The following is a 17,707-nucleotide window of genomic DNA, read 5'->3' as shown; positions in this document are numbered from 1 at the left end:
CTGCGGTGGAGGACTGCACGCCGTGGGGGAGGAACCGCACGAGACTCACCTTGCCCGGCTTGCTGCCCAGCGCCCGGCCGTCGCCTGATGCCGACACAGCACGGCCCGTGATGATCCACCTTTTACCGCTTATCAGAGGGGGAGGGCCTCATCAACCATGGCCTTCAGGTCTGCCGGCAGATCAGGTGAGTCCCTCCAGTTCTGGGCGATCAGCAAGAGCGCGACCCATGCGTCACGCGCCTCAGCGTTCGATTGACCGGAGAAAACCGCATCCAGTACCCGCCTGGCAAGACCGTCGACAACCTCATACAAGGCATTCGAGACCTTGCTCACGTCATCGAGAGGCGAGCCCGCAGCATGAGATGGTGCACCGTTGAGCCGGATGGTGACTGAGGCAGCCGAGTACGTTCTTCCATGGAGGAAGTCACGAAGGCTGCCAACTTGACGACGAGATGGCAGAAGCGGCTGATCAGGACTCTGAGACACTCCGTCACCCTATGGGAGTCACCCACGACGAAGTCCCGAGCGTCTGCGGGCCGTTGCGACTGTCCACCGGTTCGCCCTCCCAGAAGGACTTCAAACCCCATACCGTAGTCGTTCAGACCTGGGCCGGATCACGCACGCCCGCCGACAGCCCAGAGCCCCCAACACCCGAACCACCCCGAAACTTCAGGCTGACAACCACCAGGCAACCGCCTCTGGCACCGGCCTCATTCGGGCACCACTTCGAACGGACCCGAGAAGCGACAAGGATCCCGCCCGGTCAAAGGATCGGACGGGATCTCGTCAACTACTCCCGAGCCAACTCAAGAACAGCCGCTGATCTCGTCCAGGAGGATTCAGCGGGCGAGGGTGATGGTGATTTCAGTGTCGTCGCAGCCGGCCGCGATCTGCTCGATCGCGGCGTGTTCGGCCGGGTCCGTGGTCAGGGTCCAGCGGGTTTTGACGGTGACCCAGTCCTTCAGGTAGCGGCAGGTCGCGGATTTGGCCGGGGGCATCCATTGGGCCGGGTCACGGTCGGCCTTGGACTGATTGGCACTGTCGTGGACCGCGAGGAGGGAGCGGTCGTCGTCGAGGTCGTTGGCATAGGCCTGGCGTTCGGCGGGGGTCCAGGCCGCGGCGCCGAGTGGCGGGGAGCGTCATTCCAGTTGTGCTGTATTCAGAACCGTTAGTGGCGTGGGCCTTGTGTCAGGGGCGAGCGCTTTGGTGCTTGGCCGGGGACAGTACTGATCTTGAATACCGGGCCTGGACGCGGTCCGGCTGCATCCCTCTGGAGCGGGTCTCGCGGTTGCTCGAACGAGGCCATGCCGACGAGGTGGAGCCACAGGCCGGAGACGGTGGGGTGGTTCGCCGCCTTGGCGTGGGCTCGGGTGATGTGTTCTCAGGATCGAGAGGCCGACGCGTTGGAGGCACTCGCCCCTTAGCCAACGATTTCGCCACCTGGTCAATCCTCCTGGACGAGGCACGATGCACCGACCTTCCTGCTGGTTGGGGCGCACGGGATGGCATACACGTCACCGCGGCACCGACGCCTGGCTGGTGACGAGGCAAGGCGGCGGCAGGCGTTCCTTGGGCTTGCTGAGGACTGCCCGGTGGCGGTCGTCAGCTACGGGCCCTTCGTGCAGAGCGGACGGAACCGGAGGAGACCAGCTGGCCGCTCAGGGAGAGGAGGCGGCCTGGTGCCTGGGTTGTGCTGCTGCCAGGAGTCGGAGCCCCTTTGCCGAGGGGCTGTCCGGCGGGGCAGTCCAGATGACGATGTGCTGGTCAGGCGTGGTGGAGCTGGTCAGGGTGTCCCAGTCCAAGGTGAGGGTGCCGGCGACGGGGTGGTGGAAGACCTTGTTGCCGGTGCCCTGGACAGCGACTTCGCGGTTCTGCCACCAGCGCTGGAAGTCGGCGTGCGGGGCCATGCGTTCCAGGAGGTGCTGGAGGCGGGGGTCGTCGGGGTGGTGCGCAGTGTGCATGCGCAGGTAGGCCACGCAGGCGCGGGCGCCTGCGGACCAGTCTTCGTAGAGGGCTCGCAGGGTGGGGTCGTTGAACAGAAGCCAGACATAGTTGCGGTCGGCTTCAGGGACCTGTGCGAAGTCGGCGAGGAGGGCGGCCGCGAGCTGGTTCCAGGCCAGGACGTCCATGGTGTCGGACAGGATCAGAGCTGGTGACTCGGTGAGCTGGTCGAGGAGCCTGCGGCCGTGCTCGGTGATGTCCCGGCTGGAGCGGGCGGGCGGTTCGCTTCGAGATCTGCCGGCGAGCTCGAAGAGATAGGTGCGCTGGTCACCGGTGAGGCGCAGGGCGCGGGCGATGGCTTCTAGGACAGGAACGGATGCCTGCATGCGGCCCTGCTCGACGCGGGTGTAGTAGTCGGTGCTGATCGCCGCGAGCTGTGCGACTTCCTCGCGGCGCAGGCCCTTCACCCTGCGTTGGGTTCCGGTGTCGGGCAGGCCGACCTGGAGGGGGTCCAGGTCGGCCCGGCGGGCCTTGAGGAAGACGCCCAGTTCTTTCGGGTCACCGTTGCCTCTGTTCATGGTTCCAGTGTGACCGCCGTCGGTGGCGAGTGTGGTCAGCCGGACGCAGTGCCGCTGCCCCTGCCGCTGTCCGCGGGGGCCGGGGCGGTGCCGTCTGTCCAGGAGGAGAGGATGCGCAGTGCGTCGTGGGAGGGGGAGCCGGGTTCGGCGGTCCAGACGACGAGGTGCTGGTCGGCGTCGACGGTAGGGGCGAGGGTGTCCCAGTCGAGGGTGAGCTCGCCGACGATCGGGTGCCGCAGGACCTTGGTGCCGACGCCGCGTACCGCGACGTGGTGAGCGGCCCACCAGCTGCGGAAGTCGGCGTCCCGGACCGACAGCTCGCCGACGAGCCCGGCCAGACGCTGGCTGTCGGAGTCTCGCGCTGCTTCCATACGCAGCTGGGCAACGCAGGTGTGGGCGACGTTCTCCCAGTCGGCGTACAGCTCTCGCATGGCGGGTTCGGTGAAAAGCAGACGTATGTAGTTCCGATGCTTTTCTGGAACCTTGGAAAAATCGGCGATCAGAGCAGCCGCGAGGGGATTCCAGGCAAGAATGTCCATGCGGCGACCCAAGATGATTCCCGGGGTCGTGCCCAGGTCGGCGAGAAGCCTTCTCAGGCGGGGCTGCACTTTCTGTGCCGCGCGGCGCGGCGGGCGGGCAGCGGGGCGGCCGGCGAGTTCGAGCATGTAGGCGCGCTGGTCATCGTTCAGGTTCAGGACGCGGCCGAGAGTGTCGAGTACGGGCGCGGACGCCTGCATACGGCCCTGCTCCAGGCGGGTGTAGTAGTCGGTGCTGATGGCGGCGAGTACGGCGACCTCCTCGCGGCGCAGCCCGTGGACACGGCGGCGGCCGCCGGTTTCGGGCAGTCCGACTGCGCCGGGGCTCAGCTCGGCCCGGCGGGCTTTGAGGAAGGCTCCGAGTTCGTCAGGGCGCGCACTGGTGGTCATGGTCGCCAGTGTGTACCCGAACGCAACTTCGGTAGCAGGGATATTTTTATCCCTGGATGGATTGCTCCGGGGATGAAAGTGTCCTCTGGTAGAGGAACGTGGCACGTGTGAACGTATTTTATGTGGCCGGGAGGAAATCGCTTGCGGACCGATATGAATTTCCGGTTCCAGGATTTCCACGTCACGAATTTCTCTGTATCCGACGGGGGCGTCCACGGCGCCCGTGCGTAATGAAGGAGCTGGATGCCGATGCCCGCCATCGAACGCGTCCTCGTCGTAGGCGCCACCGGCCGCACCGGACGTCACGTCGTCGCCGCGGCAGCCACCCAGGGGCTGACCCCCGTGGCGCTTGCCCGCGACGAGTCCCGTGCCCGAAAGGTCCTTCCGGGCGGCACCGAGATCGTGGTCGGCGACCTCACCGCCCCGGACACCCTCGGCCAGGCCGTCCGCGACATCGACGCGGTGATCTTCGTCCACGGCTCGGACGACGACTCCCGCCCCGAGTCCTTCGAGCGCATCGACTACGGCGGAGTCGCACACGTCCTGGGCGCACTCGGGGACCGCCGGCCGCGGATCGTCCTGCAGACAACGATCTTCGTCACCCGCCGGGACCACCACTTCAACGACAGCGGGCACGCCCTGGACTGGAAGCGCCGCTCCGAGCGGCTCGTCCGGCTCAGCGGAGCCCCGTACACGATCGTCCGTCCGGGCTGGCTGGATGCCGGCGAGGGCGGGGCCCACCTGAGGATCGAGCAGGGAGACACCGGTGAGGCCGGCATCGGCCGCGACGCCCTGGGCGCCCTCCTGGTCGAGGCACTCCTCGACGACACGGCGCTCGACAAGACCTTCGAGGTCTTCTCCGGACCCGGCCCCGCCACCACCGACTTCACCGCCCTGTTCACCGGGGCCGAGCCGGACGCGCCCGGCGCGCTCGACGCGGTCGAGGACAGCCCCAACATGCCGCTGGACGCCGAACCGGCCCGCGTCCGCGACGACTTCGCGCACCTGCGCACCTCTTGAGACCACCCCACCGCACCACACGACACAGCAGGAGCACCACGATGGAAGCCATCACCTTCCCCAACGGCCAGATCACCATGGCGGGCAACCTCTACCTGCCAGAGGGCCTCGACCGCACCAGCCGCCACGCCGCGATCGTCGTCGTCCACCCCGGCGGCGGCGTCAAGGAACAGGCCGCCGGCCTGTACGCGAGCAAGCTCGCCGAGCAGGGCTTCATTGCCCTCGCCTTCGACGCCTCCTTCCAGGGCGACAGCGGCGGCGAGCCGCATCACCTGGAGGACCCCTACGCCCGCGTCGACGACGTCCGCGCCGCCGTCGACTACATGCAGACCCTCGACTTCGTCGACCCCGAGCGGATCGGCACCCTCGGGGTCTGCGCCGGCGCCGGCTACAGCGTCAACGCCGCCATGACCGACTACCGCATCAAGGCCCTGACCACCGTCAGCGCCGTCAACATCGGCACCAACTTCCGCCGCGGCTGGTACGGCACCGACTCCGACGCCGCTGCCGTCCCCACCCTCAAGGCCGTCGCCCAGCAGCGCACCGCCGAAGCCGCCCAGGGCGCCGAGCCCACCTACCTGCCCTACGTCCCGGCGGAGCCGGACGAGAACACCCCGCGCGACCTGGTCGAGGCCGGCGACTACTACCTCACCCCGCGCGCCCAGCACCCCAACGCCAAGAACAAGTTCCTCTTCACCAAGAGCGTCTCGCGGATCTTCACCTTCGACGCCTTCCACATGGTCGAGGACCTCCTCACCCAGCCCCTCCTCGTCGTCGCCGGCAGCGAGGCCGGATCGCTGTGGATGTCCACCGAACTCCACGGCCGCGCCCGGACCACCAAGAAGCTCCGCATCGTCGAGGGCGGCACGCACATGGACTTCTACGACATCCCCAAGTACGTCGACCAGGCCATCGCCGAGGCCGTCCCGTTCTACAACGAGCACCTCGCAGCCAAGCCGGCCGACCAGGGCTGACAACACCCGTTAGACGACGGCGGCGGCCGGGCATCCATGTCCGGCCGCCGCCGCGCGACACCTGACCAGCCCGATTCGGCGGGCACCCAGCCCGCCACCTTGGTTGAGGAGAATCCGACCATGAGCAGCGTGCCCGAGTCATTGAGACTGCGGCGGGAAGTGTCTCCGCTGGAGCTGTTCTACGACCTCGTCTTCGTCTTCGCGGTCTCCCAGCTCTCCCACCACCTCCTGGAACACCTCACCTGGCGCGGCGCCGCCGAGACGGGTGTCCTGCTGGTGGCGGTGTTCGGCACGTGGGCCTACACCAGCTACGAGGCCACGCTCCTCGACGTCCACCGCGACGTCACCCGGTGGATGATCGTCATCGTCATGGGCCTCGGGCTGTTCACGAACGCCGCGATCCCCGGCGCCTTCGACGACCGGGCCTGGGCGTTCGTGATCCCGCTCCTCGCGATCCTGTTCTTCGCAGGCGCCGTGACCGCCCTGGCCGCCCGCACCGACGCGCTGCGCGAACACTTCCGCCGCACCCTGGTCTGGATGGCGGCGTCCGCCCCGCTGTGGATCAACGGTGCCGCGGTCGGCTCCGGACCCCGGCTGTGGTGGTGGGCGGCCGCAGCCCTGATCGACCTCACCGGCACCTGGCTCGCCCACCCGCTGCCCGGCCAGACCCTCAGCAGCCGCGAACTCGCCTTCGATGCCGACCACATGCTCGAACGCCTCCGTCTGTTCTTCATCATCCTGCTCGGCGAGACCGTCCTCACCGCCGGCCGCACCATGTCCGAGGCCCCCGTCGACGTTTCCAACGTGCTCGCGACCGCCACGGTTTTCACCGCCCTGGTGTGCCTGTGGGCCGCCTACTTCGGCGGCGGCGAGGACGTCATCACCGACTCCGTCGCCAACAGCCCCGATCCCGTCCGGTCGGTCCGCCACGGAGTCAACAGCGCCTACCTGGTCCTGGCCGCTCTGGTTGCCCTCGCCGTCGGCAGCGAACTCGCCATCGCCCATCCCACCGGCCACGGCTCCACCAGCCTCGCCCTCCTCCTCTTCGGCGGCCCCGCCCTCTACCTCGCCACCACCGCCTGGTTCTTCGGCACCACCGCCGGCGGCGCCTGGAAGGAACGCCTCCTCGCCGCCACCGTCCTCGCCGCAACCGGCGTTGCCGCCATCTGGCTCCCTCCCCTGGCCTCCCTCGCCCTCCTAGACCTCATCCTCGTCGTCACCGCCACCGTCCTCACCCGGGCGCACCGACGGCTGACCAACTCCCTTCAAACGACGACCACAGCCTGAAACGCAGTCGCCGCTTCGGCCCGTCGATGACGACAACTGCCGCGCCGCTGCAGAGACCAAGGCCGAAAACCCACCCGCCCAGGCCGACACCCGCCGGCCCAGCCCCTTCCCCACCGCACTGACTCCGAGGAAAACAGCATGGAATTCGTAGAGCCCCGACCCACCGGCAAGGGCCCTGGAGACTGGTTCAACGGCGACGTCTGGTTCGACGTCATCCACGCCGGTCAAGAGCCTTCCCGCCTGCGCGCCAACATGGTGCGTTTCGCCCCGGGCGCCCGCACCGCCTGGCACCACCACGCCGTCGGCCAGACCCTGCATGTCGTCGCCGGTATCGCCCTGATCGGCACCCGCGACGACATCGTCTTCGAGGCACACCCGGGCGAGACGGTCATCTGCCCGCCCGGCGAGCAGCACTGGCACGGCGCCACCCCCGACCGCTTCATGCAGCACATCGCCATGTGGGACGGCACTGCCCCTGGGGACGAGCGGCCCGAGACGACCTGGTTGGAGCACATCACCGACGAGCAGTACGCCGCTCCGCGCACCCGCAGCCACTGACATGCCCCGCAGGCACGATCCGCCAAGAGACTGTCCGGAAGTCTGTTTACTGCACACAAGCACCCGCCACCACACTCGTGCCGATGACACGCCTGTGGTCCGACGAGCCACCATTCTGAAGCCCTGACCGAGTGGAGGTGATGACGGCCCGTCAGCCGATGGTTGGTGGAGCGTCCTTACGGTCGATGGCAGCCGGCACCGGCGTGCCACCTTCCCGAGTGGAACGACGGGCTTCGAGGTAGGCGGTCCAGTCGGTGGCCGCGCGGCGCCGCCAGTGTTCGGCGGTGACGGGGTGGAGTCCGAGGAGGGGTGCGAGGACGGCTGGTGGGAGGTCGTTGGCGAGCTGGACCAGTGCGGTGGTGCGGGCCAGCCGGATGGGGATGTGGTGGGTGGCCAGGCGCCGGGCGAGGGCGATGGAGGAGATGTGCTGGCCGGGGCGGGTGCCGGGGAAGAGCCAGCGGTGCGGTGAGTTCACCGCCCAGCCGGAGGGAGGTGGCTGGGCGGCGAGTTCGGCCAGGAGGAGCGCGACGGGCTCGGGCAAGCGGATGGGGGTTTCGGCGAGTACGAGCACCGGGTGGGAGTCGACTTCGCTCAGGGCAGTGACGGGTAGGGCCGCGATGCGGGCGAGGTGCTGGCCGAACAGCAGGAGTACTGCACTGGCGGCCCGGACATCGAGTGAGAGGGCGGTGTCGGTCAGGCTTTGGTGAAGAAGTTCCCAGTGGGAGTCCTCGTCGAGTCCGACCGGGGCCTTCTTGGGGCGGTGGGGCACCAGGAGCGGGTGGCTGTGGCCGCGGCGTGCGGCCCAGACCACGAAGTCACGGACCTCGTAGCGCGTGCTCGGGGCACCGGCGAGCCAGGCGTCGACCTGGTGCTGGGTGACGTCCGCAAGATCGAGTCCTTGTTCGCGTATGGCGGTGAGGAAGGCCACGGCAGTGTTGATCCGGGTGTAGGCCCAGCGAATGCGGTGCTTCGAGCCGGCGGGGCGCGGGCTCGCCCTCCGCGCGCGGGGCAGCAGCGACCAGCGGACGTAGGGAGACAGGAGCAGGGCGTGTTCGGGGTGGCTCCGCACGGTTCGGGCGAGGTGGCGCTCGATGCGGGCCACGAGTTCGTCTCGCTCTGGCAGTACTTGGTAGGTGACCAGGATGCCGCGCAGGTAGTCGATGGTCTGGGCGTCGCCGCGGCCCACGTCGCGGGCAAGGCAGTCCAGGTCCTCGTGGGTCGGTGTTCGTTCGGCGGCTAGGTCGGTCAAGAGCCGGGCGGAGTGGGAGTTGCGGACCCAGTTCAGTACGGTCCTCGGCTGGTCACACTCCAACAGCGCGGCCCGCATGGGCTCGAACCGGCTGCGCGTTGTGGCGGGCACGGCATCGAAGAGGGCGTCGAGCTGGTCGCGGAGAGTGCAGCGGTCACACAGCCCTCGCACCATGTAGGAGCGCGGGTTTCCGCAGTGCGGGCAGGCGTACGGGTCGGCGTGTCCCGCGCACGGGCCGCAGACGCGGCGGCTGTCCCGCCGGGCGATCAGCACCCTGGTGCGCTCGCACACCGGGCAGATGCCGGGGGTGCTTCGGGCACGCCGGTAGCAGGGCTTGCAGACCGGGCCGAGCGGCCAGCGGGCGCAGACCTGTGCACTGGCGGTGCACAGCGCACAGGGAGCTGACGGCCGGGGCCTGCATGTGGTGCACGGGTCCCGGTCGGATGGTCTGGCGCACGCCGAGCAGGACCGGGTCGCGGCGACTTGGCGACGTCGGCATGGCGCGCATGTCTGGTTCGAGGGCCTTGCCCGGGTCTCGCCGCAGGCCGCACAGGGCCCCACGTTGCCGCGCCTGGCGAGCGTGCCTTCGCAGCCGAGGCAGACCCGGCCGCCCGGTACTGCCCGCCGCAGCGGGCGCACCCGCCCGCACCGCAGGCAGGCCGCGGGCCTGACACCGGCAACACCGGCGTCGGCGAGCGTCGCGATCAGTGCCTGAACTGAGCGCGGTGCATCGGATGCGCCGCTGACCAGAGCATCGGGGTGCCGACGCAGGTGATTGCGAATGCGCGTGCGTGCGGGCGGCGTCATGGCGGCCACGATCCGCGCCGCGTCGTCGGTTGGCAGCTCCGGAAGGAAGGCGGTCATCCTGTCGGCGAGTTCCACCCACTCCGGCGGCGGGCCCGCACGCCGACCGCTCACAGGCCGTCCGGGCGCCGGACCCGCACCCTCCTCACAGGCGGGACGGCACCGGTCGAGGTGACGGTTTCATCCGACGCGGTCGGCTTGGCAACCTGGCGCCGGACCTCCTTCACAGTGATCAGGTCGGCCGGCGAGCAGTCGAGGATCCCGCACAACGCGGCGAGGGTGTCCATCGACAACCGTTGCGGAGGCTGAGTGACCAGTCGGAACACCTGCTCACGCGACAGGTGCACCCCGTACTCCGCCAGACGCGGCACCAGGTCCGTGGTCTGGAACATGTCCCGCTCGGCCATCAGCAGCCGCAGGTTCCACTCAACCCCCATCCGCTTCATCACCGCGGCCCCCTTCCCGTCCCGCCCGTGCGCTCCAGTCGCCGTGCCAACGACGCCTCCAGCAGCCGGTTGCGGTATTCGTCCGACACCCACGTGTACAACGCCGTCGTCGATGCATAGGCATGGCCGACCTGCTCCTGCACGAAGCGCTCCGGATAGCCGAACTCGATCAGGTGCGTGATGTAGGTGTGCCGCAGGCAGTGCAGCTCCAACTCCTCCGGCAGCCCCGCGTGGTTTCGGATCTCGGTGAACACCTCGTCGATGCGCCGCACGCCGAGCCGCCCGCACCGCTCCGACATCCACAGCGCGGGATGCGCGCCTGGCGAGAAGGAGCCGCGGACCGCACTCACCCACTCCTCCAGCACAGGGACGATCCAGTCGACCTCCGGCACCGTCAGCACCGTGCGCCGCTTGGGCGGACTGCCCCGGGAGGCTTTCCCGAACCGCACCTCCAGCGCACCGAACCGCCCGTACGCCTTCGCTCTGGCGTTGTGCCGCAGATCGGGCAGGTCCAACATCGACGTCTCCCGCCGCCTCGTCCCGTACGCGTAGATCTGCTTGACCAGCACCGCGTCCCGCCACGAGGCCAGCACACCCTTCCGGCGACGCTTCCTCGCCTGCTCCACCCGGTCGTCCGCCGCGTCGAACAACGCCTGCAACTCGTCGTAGGTCAGCGCCCTGCGCCCGGGCCGGCCCTCGAACTCCGCAACGTGATCGGCCGTGTTCCAGTCGTGGCACACCTGGACCGGGAACTGCCCAAACGCCTCCTGGCAGGCCGAAGCCCACCCGTAGCGTCCGTCAGTGACGAACGCACAGAACATCTGCAGGTCACCCTGCTGCCCGCGCACCGTCGAATGCGCCAGCGGAGTCTCACCCGACAGTCGATGGGAGAAGTACGCCTCGACGTCCTCCGGCGACCATTCCCACGGATAGGTCCCCGTGAAGAGCGCGAATCGCCGCACCAGACTCAGTCGGTCCTCGATCGTCTTCCTCGCCAGCAATCGGCTCCGTTGCTGTTGCTGCCACCCCGCCAGCATCGCCTCGAACATCGCCGGCGCGGGATCCAGCGCCCGCACGTTCCCCGGGACCACCAGCCGGAACGCACCCGGCACATCGACTGCCCGCACGACTCACCCCCACAGTTGCACCTGATGCAACATCGTGGCGTCGAATCTGCTTCAGGCCAGCTCAGATACCTCGCGATCACTCGAACGAAGGACCTCGACCGCCCCCTTCGACCAGGTCATCGCCGTGCCCGCCTGGTGCGACATCGATGCATCCACCGCAACTCCGCCTACTTGGAGTCCCAGGCTTCGCCGAGGGGGACCATGTGATCGATGTCGACGTCGTCCTTGGTGGTCTGGGTGGTCTCGTCGTACCAGGACCGCCATTCGCCCGTGCCGACGGTGATGGTGCAGCGGCCGGTGATCTGCGGCGCTGTCACCGCGTCCCGGAGCAGCACCTCGTTGCGGGTGTTGCAGCCGTCCCGGTCGGCGTCGATCCAGTGCTTGAACTGCTCGCGGGAGTACCTGGCGCGGGGCCCTTCGTCCTCGACGGGGAGGGAGGCAACCAGTTCCGACAGGGGAGCGGTCACCACGTCGCCCGGCACGGCCTCGGCCGTGCCGGAGGGCAGGAGCAGGAGAGCGGGCGCGGCGGCGAGCGAAGTAACAGCAGCGAGCACTGTGCGCAGGAGCTTCATGCCGGATCTACGGGTCAGGGACGGTCCGGGTGACGGTCTGACCTTGCGGTTCATCCGAACGTGCGCCCCGGCCGGACCGGGACGGTTGTGGGGGATGTGCGGCCGCGCGTGATGCTCCGTCGGCTCTGCGTGCGCCCGACGGCGGCTGTTGTCGGCGTACTCGTGAGAGTGCTCCACTGCGTACGGAGATCTGTGCACCAGGCTTCTCCTGCGCGAGTCTCCAGCAGATCCACGGCCGAGTACGCTCCCCTCGAAAAGGGGGGTGTCATGGAATCACTCGGAACCCTGTTTATGGCCGCAGCCTGGGGTGTTCCGCTGGCGGGCTTGGTGGGCGGGGTGATCGCCGTTGCGGCCATCACGCGTTGGCGTCGCCGGGCGATCAGTGCTCTGGAGCGGGCCGATGAAGAGTGAGGCCTCTGATGAGTTGGTGCGGGTCCAGGGTGGCCTACGGCCGCCGCGGGGGAGGCGACACAGGAACCCCTTCCCCGACCCGCTTCCCCCGCGGCGCCCACCCGTCCCCGTGCCCGGACCATGTGACAGCGGGCACGGGAATCGACCCCGAAAGGCATCACACCGTGTCCCTCACCCTCACAGCACCCGACCGCGGCGGCATCGCCCGCGTTGCGGTCACCGTGTTCGCCGTTGCCGCCGCGTTCCTCGTCCCGGCCGCCCAGGCCCAGTCGGCCGCCGGGTGCGCATCGCACACCACCGGTGTGTGCCGGGCCGGCAGCCCGCACCCGGCAGGCGCGACCGCGCAATGCAAGGACGGCACCCTCAGCTACTCGAAGACCTTCCGCGGCACCTGCAGCGGCCACGGCGGCGTCCGCTACTGGTTCAAGTAGGTTCACCGGCCGACGGCACGGCGGGGGTACCCGCCACGCGCGGCGGCCGGTATGCAAGGACTGCGGACAGAAGTTCACCGACGACCGCTGGAAAGCGGTCGAATACACCCGGGACTGGAGCAGACGCCAGCCGCACCCGCACCTGTGCGAGCACTGCCAGGCCCGGACCGTCACAGCCAAGCAGCAGACCGAAGCACGCGCCGAGGAACACGCGCGCCAGGAGGCGGAGGACCAGGCCGCCGCGCAGAAGGCCAGTAGTTGGCTTTCCCGCTTCCGTACCTGACCGGCAGGCCACGGCGACCGACCACGCGGACGACCCCAAGGACCTGGGCAGACCCGCGGGGTCGGAATTGGCACCACGCCCCTGTCAGCATCTGCCTGACGGCTCGCCAAGCCCGCTTCCGTCTCCACCTGCCCGACGACGTACGGCATCACCGCACAGCTCCGTCCCCGACCAGCGGCCGGGCGCGCTGCCATGTCCAGGGCGGATCAGAGTTCGACGATGGCCCAGATGCGGCGACCGTCGGGCCCGGTGTCGGTACCGCACCCGGTGACGGGTTGGTGGGCGGTGATCTGGTGGAGGACATCCCCACCGGCGTCGTCGAGTCCAGTGGCGAGCCCGGTGTGGTGAGAAAGGGCGAGGATGCATGCCTGCCCGTCCTGGTCCGACAGGTGTACGGACACTGTCGTGCCCCCGTCGGCGACCGCGGCCTGCACGAGGAGCGTCGTCACCGCCTCCACCGCCTCCACCGCTGCGGGCGCCGCCCGGAGCTTCCACTTCCCCAGCTGCTCCACCACCGCAGCCCGGGCCTTCCCCGCCGCCCACGGCGCCGACTCCAGAACCCAGTTCGCCCCGCGCCGGTTGGCCATGCCCACCCCGCGCCGGGCCGTAGGCACTACCTGGCTGGGCGGGGGCTTCGGGTCCTGCGGGTTCGGCCGGGGCGGGTTCGGCGGCTTCTTCGGAGGCGGCGGAGTCTTCGGCGGGTACGACGGCGGCGTCGGGCCGGCTTCCACGGGCAGTGACACGGGGCCTCCCAGGGTGCGGGGCGGGGATGGAGCCGTCCGGTTCAGCGTAGGCGCGCTGCACGCAGTGGTGGCCGGTTTGGGCAGATCGGGCCCCGGCACCGCCGTCCCTGTCGTCGCCGACGTCCCTGTCTTGGCCGGCGAACTGGTCGACAGCCAGTTGTGGTGTCTCAGAACCTTGGCTACACGAACGGTGGCCCTGGCCGTGGGGAACCGCACTGCGCCAGGAGAACGACCGCCAGGCGCAGCGCCTGTTCAACCTTCCCGACCCGCGTGACCTACCGGACGCGAGCTGACGCTACGGTGTCCACCGGCCGGGCCTGCTTCACCACCGGTGATCGGCTTTTCACCCCGGCCCCCTGTACCCCGGATCAGCGCACTCTGGCCCGGGGTACAGCCGTGTCTCCATCAGCGGCCCGGTCCGGTCCGGCACTCTGTGCCCATGACCGATGTCTTCGAGCACGCCCCGCAGGTCTGGAACGCCGCGCAGCTCCGTGATGCGCTCAAGGACCTGCCCGATGACGCGCCCATCCATATCGGCGTGGCCGACGAACCCGGCGACTTCGACGGGTACCGGGACTGCGTCCTCGTGGACGCCCACCATGTCGAGAACTGGTGGCCGGCCACCGCCACCGCACCGGAGCGCACCGAGACAGAGGCAGCCCTCACCCTGTTCGCCGACTGGAAGCCGGACAGGTACGACCGTCTCGACTGAACCAGCAGCAATTGCTGGCGGGCTGGCGTGGGACGGCAAAACGCCCGGCCCCGCAGCTGGCAGCGGCTGTGAGGACCGGTTCTCGTCCAGGGCTGTTCGGAGGCTGACCAGTGTGGATTGCTGGGAGTGGACGACCAGGTCCGCTGGCAGACCTCGGGGGGGCCGATTTTTGAAACCGGCCTTTTTCCTGTTCACGGGACGCTGTCTGGAGGCCGGGCCGCGCTGCCGAATCGCTCGCTCGGGAGGCGTATCCCTACCCTTCCGGCCCGGCCTGTTGCTCCTGGTCGTGGCGGGCGGAAAGTTCTGCGCCACGGGCAAGGATCTTCTGCTCATGGGCGGCCGCCCGTATCGGTGATGTGCGCTCGTACGTCGCGGGTGTGGGGTGTGCTGCGCTGGAGGCATGACGACTTCTTCTGCGCCGGCCCCAGAGTACGGGGCGCCGGGACTTCCTGTGACCGGTGCTCGCCCGCCTCGCCGGCACGCCGACGACGGTCGGGAGCCGTCCGACGCCGACCGCGTTGCCGAGCTGCGGGCGGTGCTTCAGCGCGTGCTGCCGGTGCTCGCGTACTGCGCTGGGCGGGAGGCGGTCGACGACCCGCAGCAGGCGGCCGTGGTGCTCGCGTCGGCCGACGCCGTGACGGGTGCCCTGGCGCGGACCGTGCCGCGCGGCACGCGGTCGCCGGCGGGGGCCGGGATGGACGCGGCAGACCTGGGGATCACGCCGACGACGGGGCCGAGCTGTGAAGGTGTCCGAGACCTGATGGCGGAGCTTCTGACGTCTCACTGCCTGGTCAGCCATGCAGCCGCACTCCGAGAGCCCCGTGAAGACACCGGGCTTCATCTGGAGAGCGGGGGCCTCGACTTCGGGGCGTGGATCGAGCCCGCCCAGACCCGCCCGCGGCACAGTTCTGTCGACCCACCGGACCCCTGCACGTCGTGCCGACCGGCGCCCCGCTACCAGCGCATACCAAGCTGGTCGAGGTCCGCACGCCGTTGTTCGGGGAGTTTCGCGGCGCATTTGCGGACGTTGTCGAGCCACGTGCCGAGCCTGACCACCACAACGGCGTCAGCGCCGTTCTGACGGCCCGGCACCGCCTCTGCCGTCTTCCAGGTGCTCAGCGTGCTTCCGGGGCACTCTCAGGTGTCCCTCACGGGTGTGGAACTGCCGTGCCGCTGCGAGGTTGGCGTCCTCGGCACGCGCCCCGCAGCACCCCCGCCCCCACGGCGGATCCTCGGACCCGGCACCGCGCCCTCAGGATTTCTGGCGCATATTTACCCCCTGACCACAACAGCGTCATCGCACCGCGGCCGGGCAGCTGCCCGGCCCCGGTGCGACACCTGGCTAGGAGGCACCATGGTGCAAAGCGATCACACGGAACCCCGGCCGTCGACGTCCTGGGCCGACCACGAAATCATGTGGTGCCTGACGTTCACCCACAACCTGGACCCGTCAGAGCTGCTCACGCGGTACGGTGCCCGGCCCGAGGAGGCACGACTGCTAGACCCACAAGAAGCCTACGGACTCGGCCACCGAATCGGCGACGAAGGCCTCGCGGCAACGGTCCTGCGCGTCGGCGCGATCGGCGACTGGTCATTCTGCCTTGAGCAGTGGGGCTGGCTCGGCTCCACTACCGCTCTGCTGACCCGGCTTTCCCAGGGCACTGAAACACTCAGCCTTCAGCAGGACGCGCGCGGCCAGCAGAGGTTCCGGTTTTGGCGTGACGGGCACCTGGCAGAGCGATTCGAGCCGGGCATGCTTAGCACCCGGCCCGAACCACCACGCCCATGGTGGGACGCCGTCGAACTCCGGCGAAGCGAAGCCGCGGAGGATTTCCCCGGATGGGATCCCGTGCTGCGGGCAGTGTCCGAGCACACAGAGGCGACACTCAGCAACGAGATGGTCAACAGTCGGCTGCTGACCGTACTGCTACCGGAAAACAGTCAGGGGTATGGCCCGCCGCCTCCCCGGACCATGAAATCTCTCGGCTACGGACTGCGCCTCACTCAAACCGAACCACCACCGGCCGCATGACATTGCCGTTCATCCACACCGTCACCCCGCAAGCACCGCCACGGGCGCCGAAGCCGTCGACGCCCGGCACGATGTCGGGCACGTGGTCGTAAAGGTCCCGACACTGACCCTGAGGAGAGCGGCGATCGTCTCGATGCTGTTCTCGGGTTGGGCAGCAGCAGGGCCGTGACGTCGGCGGGCGTCTTGATCAGGATGTCAGGGTGACCCACCGGCCGGTGTCGCCTGTCTCGACGCATTCCTGATACGGATTCAGCGGGCCCGGCTGTTCCCGACAGTTCCAGACGGATCCTGCGGCGTGGACGGTCGTGGCCTTCGGGCAGGGCGGGCATCCCACCGGTAGGCCGTCCAGGCTCGGCGTAGCAGCCTGCGATCACGATGACCGCGCTGGCCTCTGTGCGTCCGCCCGGCTGAGGGACTTCGCTGAGCACCTCAAGCTCCGCCTGCCCCAGCCCCCGCCTCCGCGTAGGAAGCAACGCGGAAAACAGCAGCTGGCACCTACGATCTGGCCCGTCAGCAGCGCACACCACCAGTGGCCCTGGACCGCAGGGGGAGGACATGCAGGGCTGCCCGCAACCCCCTGACCACCGAACCCGGAAGCAAATGCCTCGTGGCTGAATCCCGGGCAGACCCCTGTGCTGTGGAACGGTACGGGGCAAACCCAGCCGCGGGCCTTGACCTCGGATTGTGAACACGTCTATGCGGCTTGGGCCAGGGTAGTTGCTGCGGGTTGGAGGCCGTTCTCGTAGGCGATCGGGGATCATTGGCCGAGGCGGCAGTGCCTGCGTCGGGTGTTGTACCGGGTCAGCCAGCGGAAGGCGTCGAGCCTGGCCTCGCGCTCGCTCGGCCAGGCCTTTCGGCCCTTGAGTGTCTCTCTCTTGAAGGCCGCGTTGAAGCTTTCCGCGGCGGCGTTGTCCGCGCTGGACCCGATCGCGCCCATGCTCTGCTGGACCCCTGCTGACCTGCAGATCTCGCCGAAGGCCCTACTCGTATATTGCGAGCCGTGGTCGGTGTGCATGATCGCTCCGGCCAGGCTCCCTCGGGTCCGCTCGGCGGCCGCCAGGGCGTCGGTGACGAGCTCGGTCCGCATGTGGTCGGCGATCGCCCACCCGGCCAGCCGGCGCGAGGCGAGGTCGATGACGGTCGCGAGGTAGAGCGGCTTCGCGCCGCTGACCGGAAGGTATGTGATGTCCCCGACGTACTTCGTGTTCACCGCAGCCGCGGTGAAGTCACGTCCGATCAGATCCGGCGCCTCGCCGCGGCCTGGTCCGCGACGGTGGTGCGGTGCCGGCGGCGCAACCGGACTCCCTCGAGCCCGATGGTCCGCATGATCCTCGCGACGCGTTTGTGGTTGATAGCCGGGCCGCCCTCGTCACGGAGCTCGGCGGTGATCCTCGGAACTCCGCAGGTCCCGTTGGAGTCCTGGTGGACCTTGCGTATTCGGGCCGCGAGCGCGGCCTCGACGGCCTGCCGGGCCGCTCCTGCGGCCGCGGAGCGGCGCCGGTAGCAGAAGCTCGAGCGGGCCAGGCCGAGGATGACGCAGAGCCGCTTCACGCCGTGACGGCGCTGGTGATCTTCAACGAACTGGTAGCGGTTCACCAGCGCGTCCCCGTCGC

General features: G+C 69.1%; 19 protein-coding genes. 8 read left to right on the top strand and 11 right to left on the bottom strand.

Annotated features, from left to right (window positions below; genetic code table 11):
* Nucleotides 1-132 precede the first annotated feature (132 nt).
* The 4 genes from AADR41_RS20610 to AADR41_RS20595 form a co-directional block, all read right to left on the bottom strand.
* On the bottom strand, nucleotides 133-333 hold the full coding sequence (locus tag AADR41_RS20610; protein WP_342282858.1) for a hypothetical protein: 201 nt from the start codon (nucleotides 331-333) through the stop codon (nucleotides 133-135).
* A 506-nt stretch (nucleotides 334-839) separates the two neighbouring features.
* Complete coding sequence (locus tag AADR41_RS20605) at nucleotides 840-998, bottom strand: hypothetical protein (protein ID WP_342282857.1); 159 nt, start codon at nucleotides 996-998, stop codon at nucleotides 840-842.
* A gap of 660 nt (nucleotides 999-1,658) precedes the next feature.
* Complete coding sequence (locus AADR41_RS20600) at nucleotides 1,659-2,519, bottom strand: helix-turn-helix domain-containing protein (protein ID WP_342282856.1); 861 nt, start codon at nucleotides 2,517-2,519, stop codon at nucleotides 1,659-1,661.
* A gap of 35 nt (nucleotides 2,520-2,554) precedes the next feature.
* Entirely contained in the window at nucleotides 2,555-3,445 is an 891-nt protein-coding gene (locus AADR41_RS20595) for a helix-turn-helix domain-containing protein (protein WP_342282855.1), read from the bottom strand.
* 249 nt (nucleotides 3,446-3,694) lie between these two features.
* Here AADR41_RS20595 and AADR41_RS20590 point away from each other — a divergent pair, with 249 nt between their 5' ends.
* From AADR41_RS20590 to AADR41_RS20575, 4 genes are all read left to right on the top strand, one after another.
* Nucleotides 3,695-4,465 (top strand): SDR family oxidoreductase, encoded by a 771-nt coding sequence (locus tag AADR41_RS20590; RefSeq protein WP_342282854.1) that lies wholly within the window; start codon nucleotides 3,695-3,697, stop codon nucleotides 4,463-4,465.
* A gap of 41 nt (nucleotides 4,466-4,506) precedes the next feature.
* Nucleotides 4,507-5,439, top strand: a complete 933-nt coding sequence (locus AADR41_RS20585; protein WP_342282853.1) for an alpha/beta hydrolase — start codon at nucleotides 4,507-4,509, stop codon at nucleotides 5,437-5,439.
* A gap of 120 nt (nucleotides 5,440-5,559) precedes the next feature.
* Nucleotides 5,560-6,726 (top strand): low temperature requirement protein A, encoded by a 1,167-nt coding sequence (locus AADR41_RS20580; RefSeq protein WP_342282852.1) that lies wholly within the window; start codon nucleotides 5,560-5,562, stop codon nucleotides 6,724-6,726.
* Between the two features lie 138 nt (nucleotides 6,727-6,864).
* Nucleotides 6,865-7,284, top strand: coding sequence for a (R)-mandelonitrile lyase (locus tag AADR41_RS20575; RefSeq protein WP_342282851.1), 420 nt, complete (start codon nucleotides 6,865-6,867; stop codon nucleotides 7,282-7,284).
* 151 nt (nucleotides 7,285-7,435) lie between these two features.
* Here the strand turns inward: AADR41_RS20575 and AADR41_RS20570 are convergent, their stop codons facing one another.
* The 4 genes from AADR41_RS20570 to AADR41_RS20555 form a co-directional block, all read right to left on the bottom strand.
* Nucleotides 7,436-8,824 carry a hypothetical protein gene (locus AADR41_RS20570; protein ID WP_342282850.1) on the bottom strand — a complete coding sequence of 463 codons (1,389 nt, stop codon included), beginning with the start codon at nucleotides 8,822-8,824 and terminating at the stop codon, nucleotides 7,436-7,438.
* A gap of 623 nt (nucleotides 8,825-9,447) precedes the next feature.
* Nucleotides 9,448-9,786, bottom strand: a complete 339-nt coding sequence (locus AADR41_RS20565) for a helix-turn-helix domain-containing protein (RefSeq protein WP_342282849.1) — start codon at nucleotides 9,784-9,786, stop codon at nucleotides 9,448-9,450.
* Complete coding sequence (locus AADR41_RS20560; RefSeq protein ID WP_342282848.1) at nucleotides 9,783-10,910, bottom strand: tyrosine-type recombinase/integrase; 1,128 nt, start codon at nucleotides 10,908-10,910, stop codon at nucleotides 9,783-9,785. The genes AADR41_RS20565 and AADR41_RS20560 overlap by 4 nt, the downstream gene beginning before the upstream one ends.
* Nucleotides 10,911-11,077: 167 nt before the next feature.
* A complete protein-coding gene (locus tag AADR41_RS20555) occupies nucleotides 11,078-11,482 on the bottom strand; it encodes a hypothetical protein (protein ID WP_342282847.1) in 405 nt (134 codons plus the stop codon).
* 267 nt (nucleotides 11,483-11,749) lie between these two features.
* Between AADR41_RS20555 and AADR41_RS20550 the strand changes: the two genes are divergently transcribed.
* Both AADR41_RS20550 and AADR41_RS20545 read left to right on the top strand, forming a co-directional pair.
* On the top strand, nucleotides 11,750-11,893 hold the full coding sequence (locus AADR41_RS20550) for a hypothetical protein (RefSeq protein ID WP_342282846.1): 144 nt from the start codon (nucleotides 11,750-11,752) through the stop codon (nucleotides 11,891-11,893).
* Nucleotides 11,894-12,057: 164 nt separating this feature from the next.
* Nucleotides 12,058-12,324 (top strand): DUF3761 domain-containing protein, encoded by a 267-nt coding sequence (locus AADR41_RS20545; RefSeq protein ID WP_342282845.1) that lies wholly within the window; start codon nucleotides 12,058-12,060, stop codon nucleotides 12,322-12,324.
* Between the two features lie 489 nt (nucleotides 12,325-12,813).
* On the opposite strand, the gene AADR41_RS20540 is transcribed toward AADR41_RS20545, so the two are convergent.
* Entirely contained in the window at nucleotides 12,814-13,194 is a 381-nt protein-coding gene (locus tag AADR41_RS20540; protein ID WP_342282844.1) for a hypothetical protein, read from the bottom strand.
* A 595-nt stretch (nucleotides 13,195-13,789) separates the two neighbouring features.
* On the opposite strand from AADR41_RS20540, the gene AADR41_RS20535 reads away from it, so the two are divergent.
* Together AADR41_RS20535 and AADR41_RS20530 are read left to right on the top strand one after the other, a co-directional pair.
* Entirely contained in the window at nucleotides 13,790-14,062 is a 273-nt protein-coding gene (locus tag AADR41_RS20535) for a DUF6225 family protein (RefSeq protein WP_342282843.1), read from the top strand.
* Between the two features lie 1,354 nt (nucleotides 14,063-15,416).
* Nucleotides 15,417-16,094, top strand: a complete 678-nt coding sequence (locus AADR41_RS20530) for a DUF6461 domain-containing protein (RefSeq protein ID WP_342282842.1) — start codon at nucleotides 15,417-15,419, stop codon at nucleotides 16,092-16,094.
* Between the two features lie 757 nt (nucleotides 16,095-16,851).
* On the opposite strand, the gene AADR41_RS42935 is transcribed toward AADR41_RS20530, so the two are convergent.
* Both AADR41_RS42935 and AADR41_RS42930 read right to left on the bottom strand, forming a co-directional pair.
* Nucleotides 16,852-17,331, bottom strand: a complete 480-nt coding sequence (locus tag AADR41_RS42935; RefSeq protein WP_446751080.1) for an IS3 family transposase — start codon at nucleotides 17,329-17,331, stop codon at nucleotides 16,852-16,854.
* Nucleotides 17,331-17,690: an IS3 family transposase gene (locus AADR41_RS42930; protein ID WP_446751077.1), complete on the bottom strand. Its 360-nt coding sequence runs from the start codon at nucleotides 17,688-17,690 to the stop codon at nucleotides 17,331-17,333. Before AADR41_RS42930 ends, AADR41_RS42935 begins: the two co-directional genes overlap by 1 nt.
* Nucleotides 17,691-17,707 lie beyond the last annotated feature (17 nt).

This window comes from Streptomyces sp. CLV115 (assembly GCF_038448545.1).
Classification (GTDB): Bacteria; Actinomycetota; Actinomycetes; order Streptomycetales; family Streptomycetaceae; genus Streptomyces; species Streptomyces sanglieri.
This window is presented reverse-complemented; position numbering and strand designations above follow the sequence as displayed.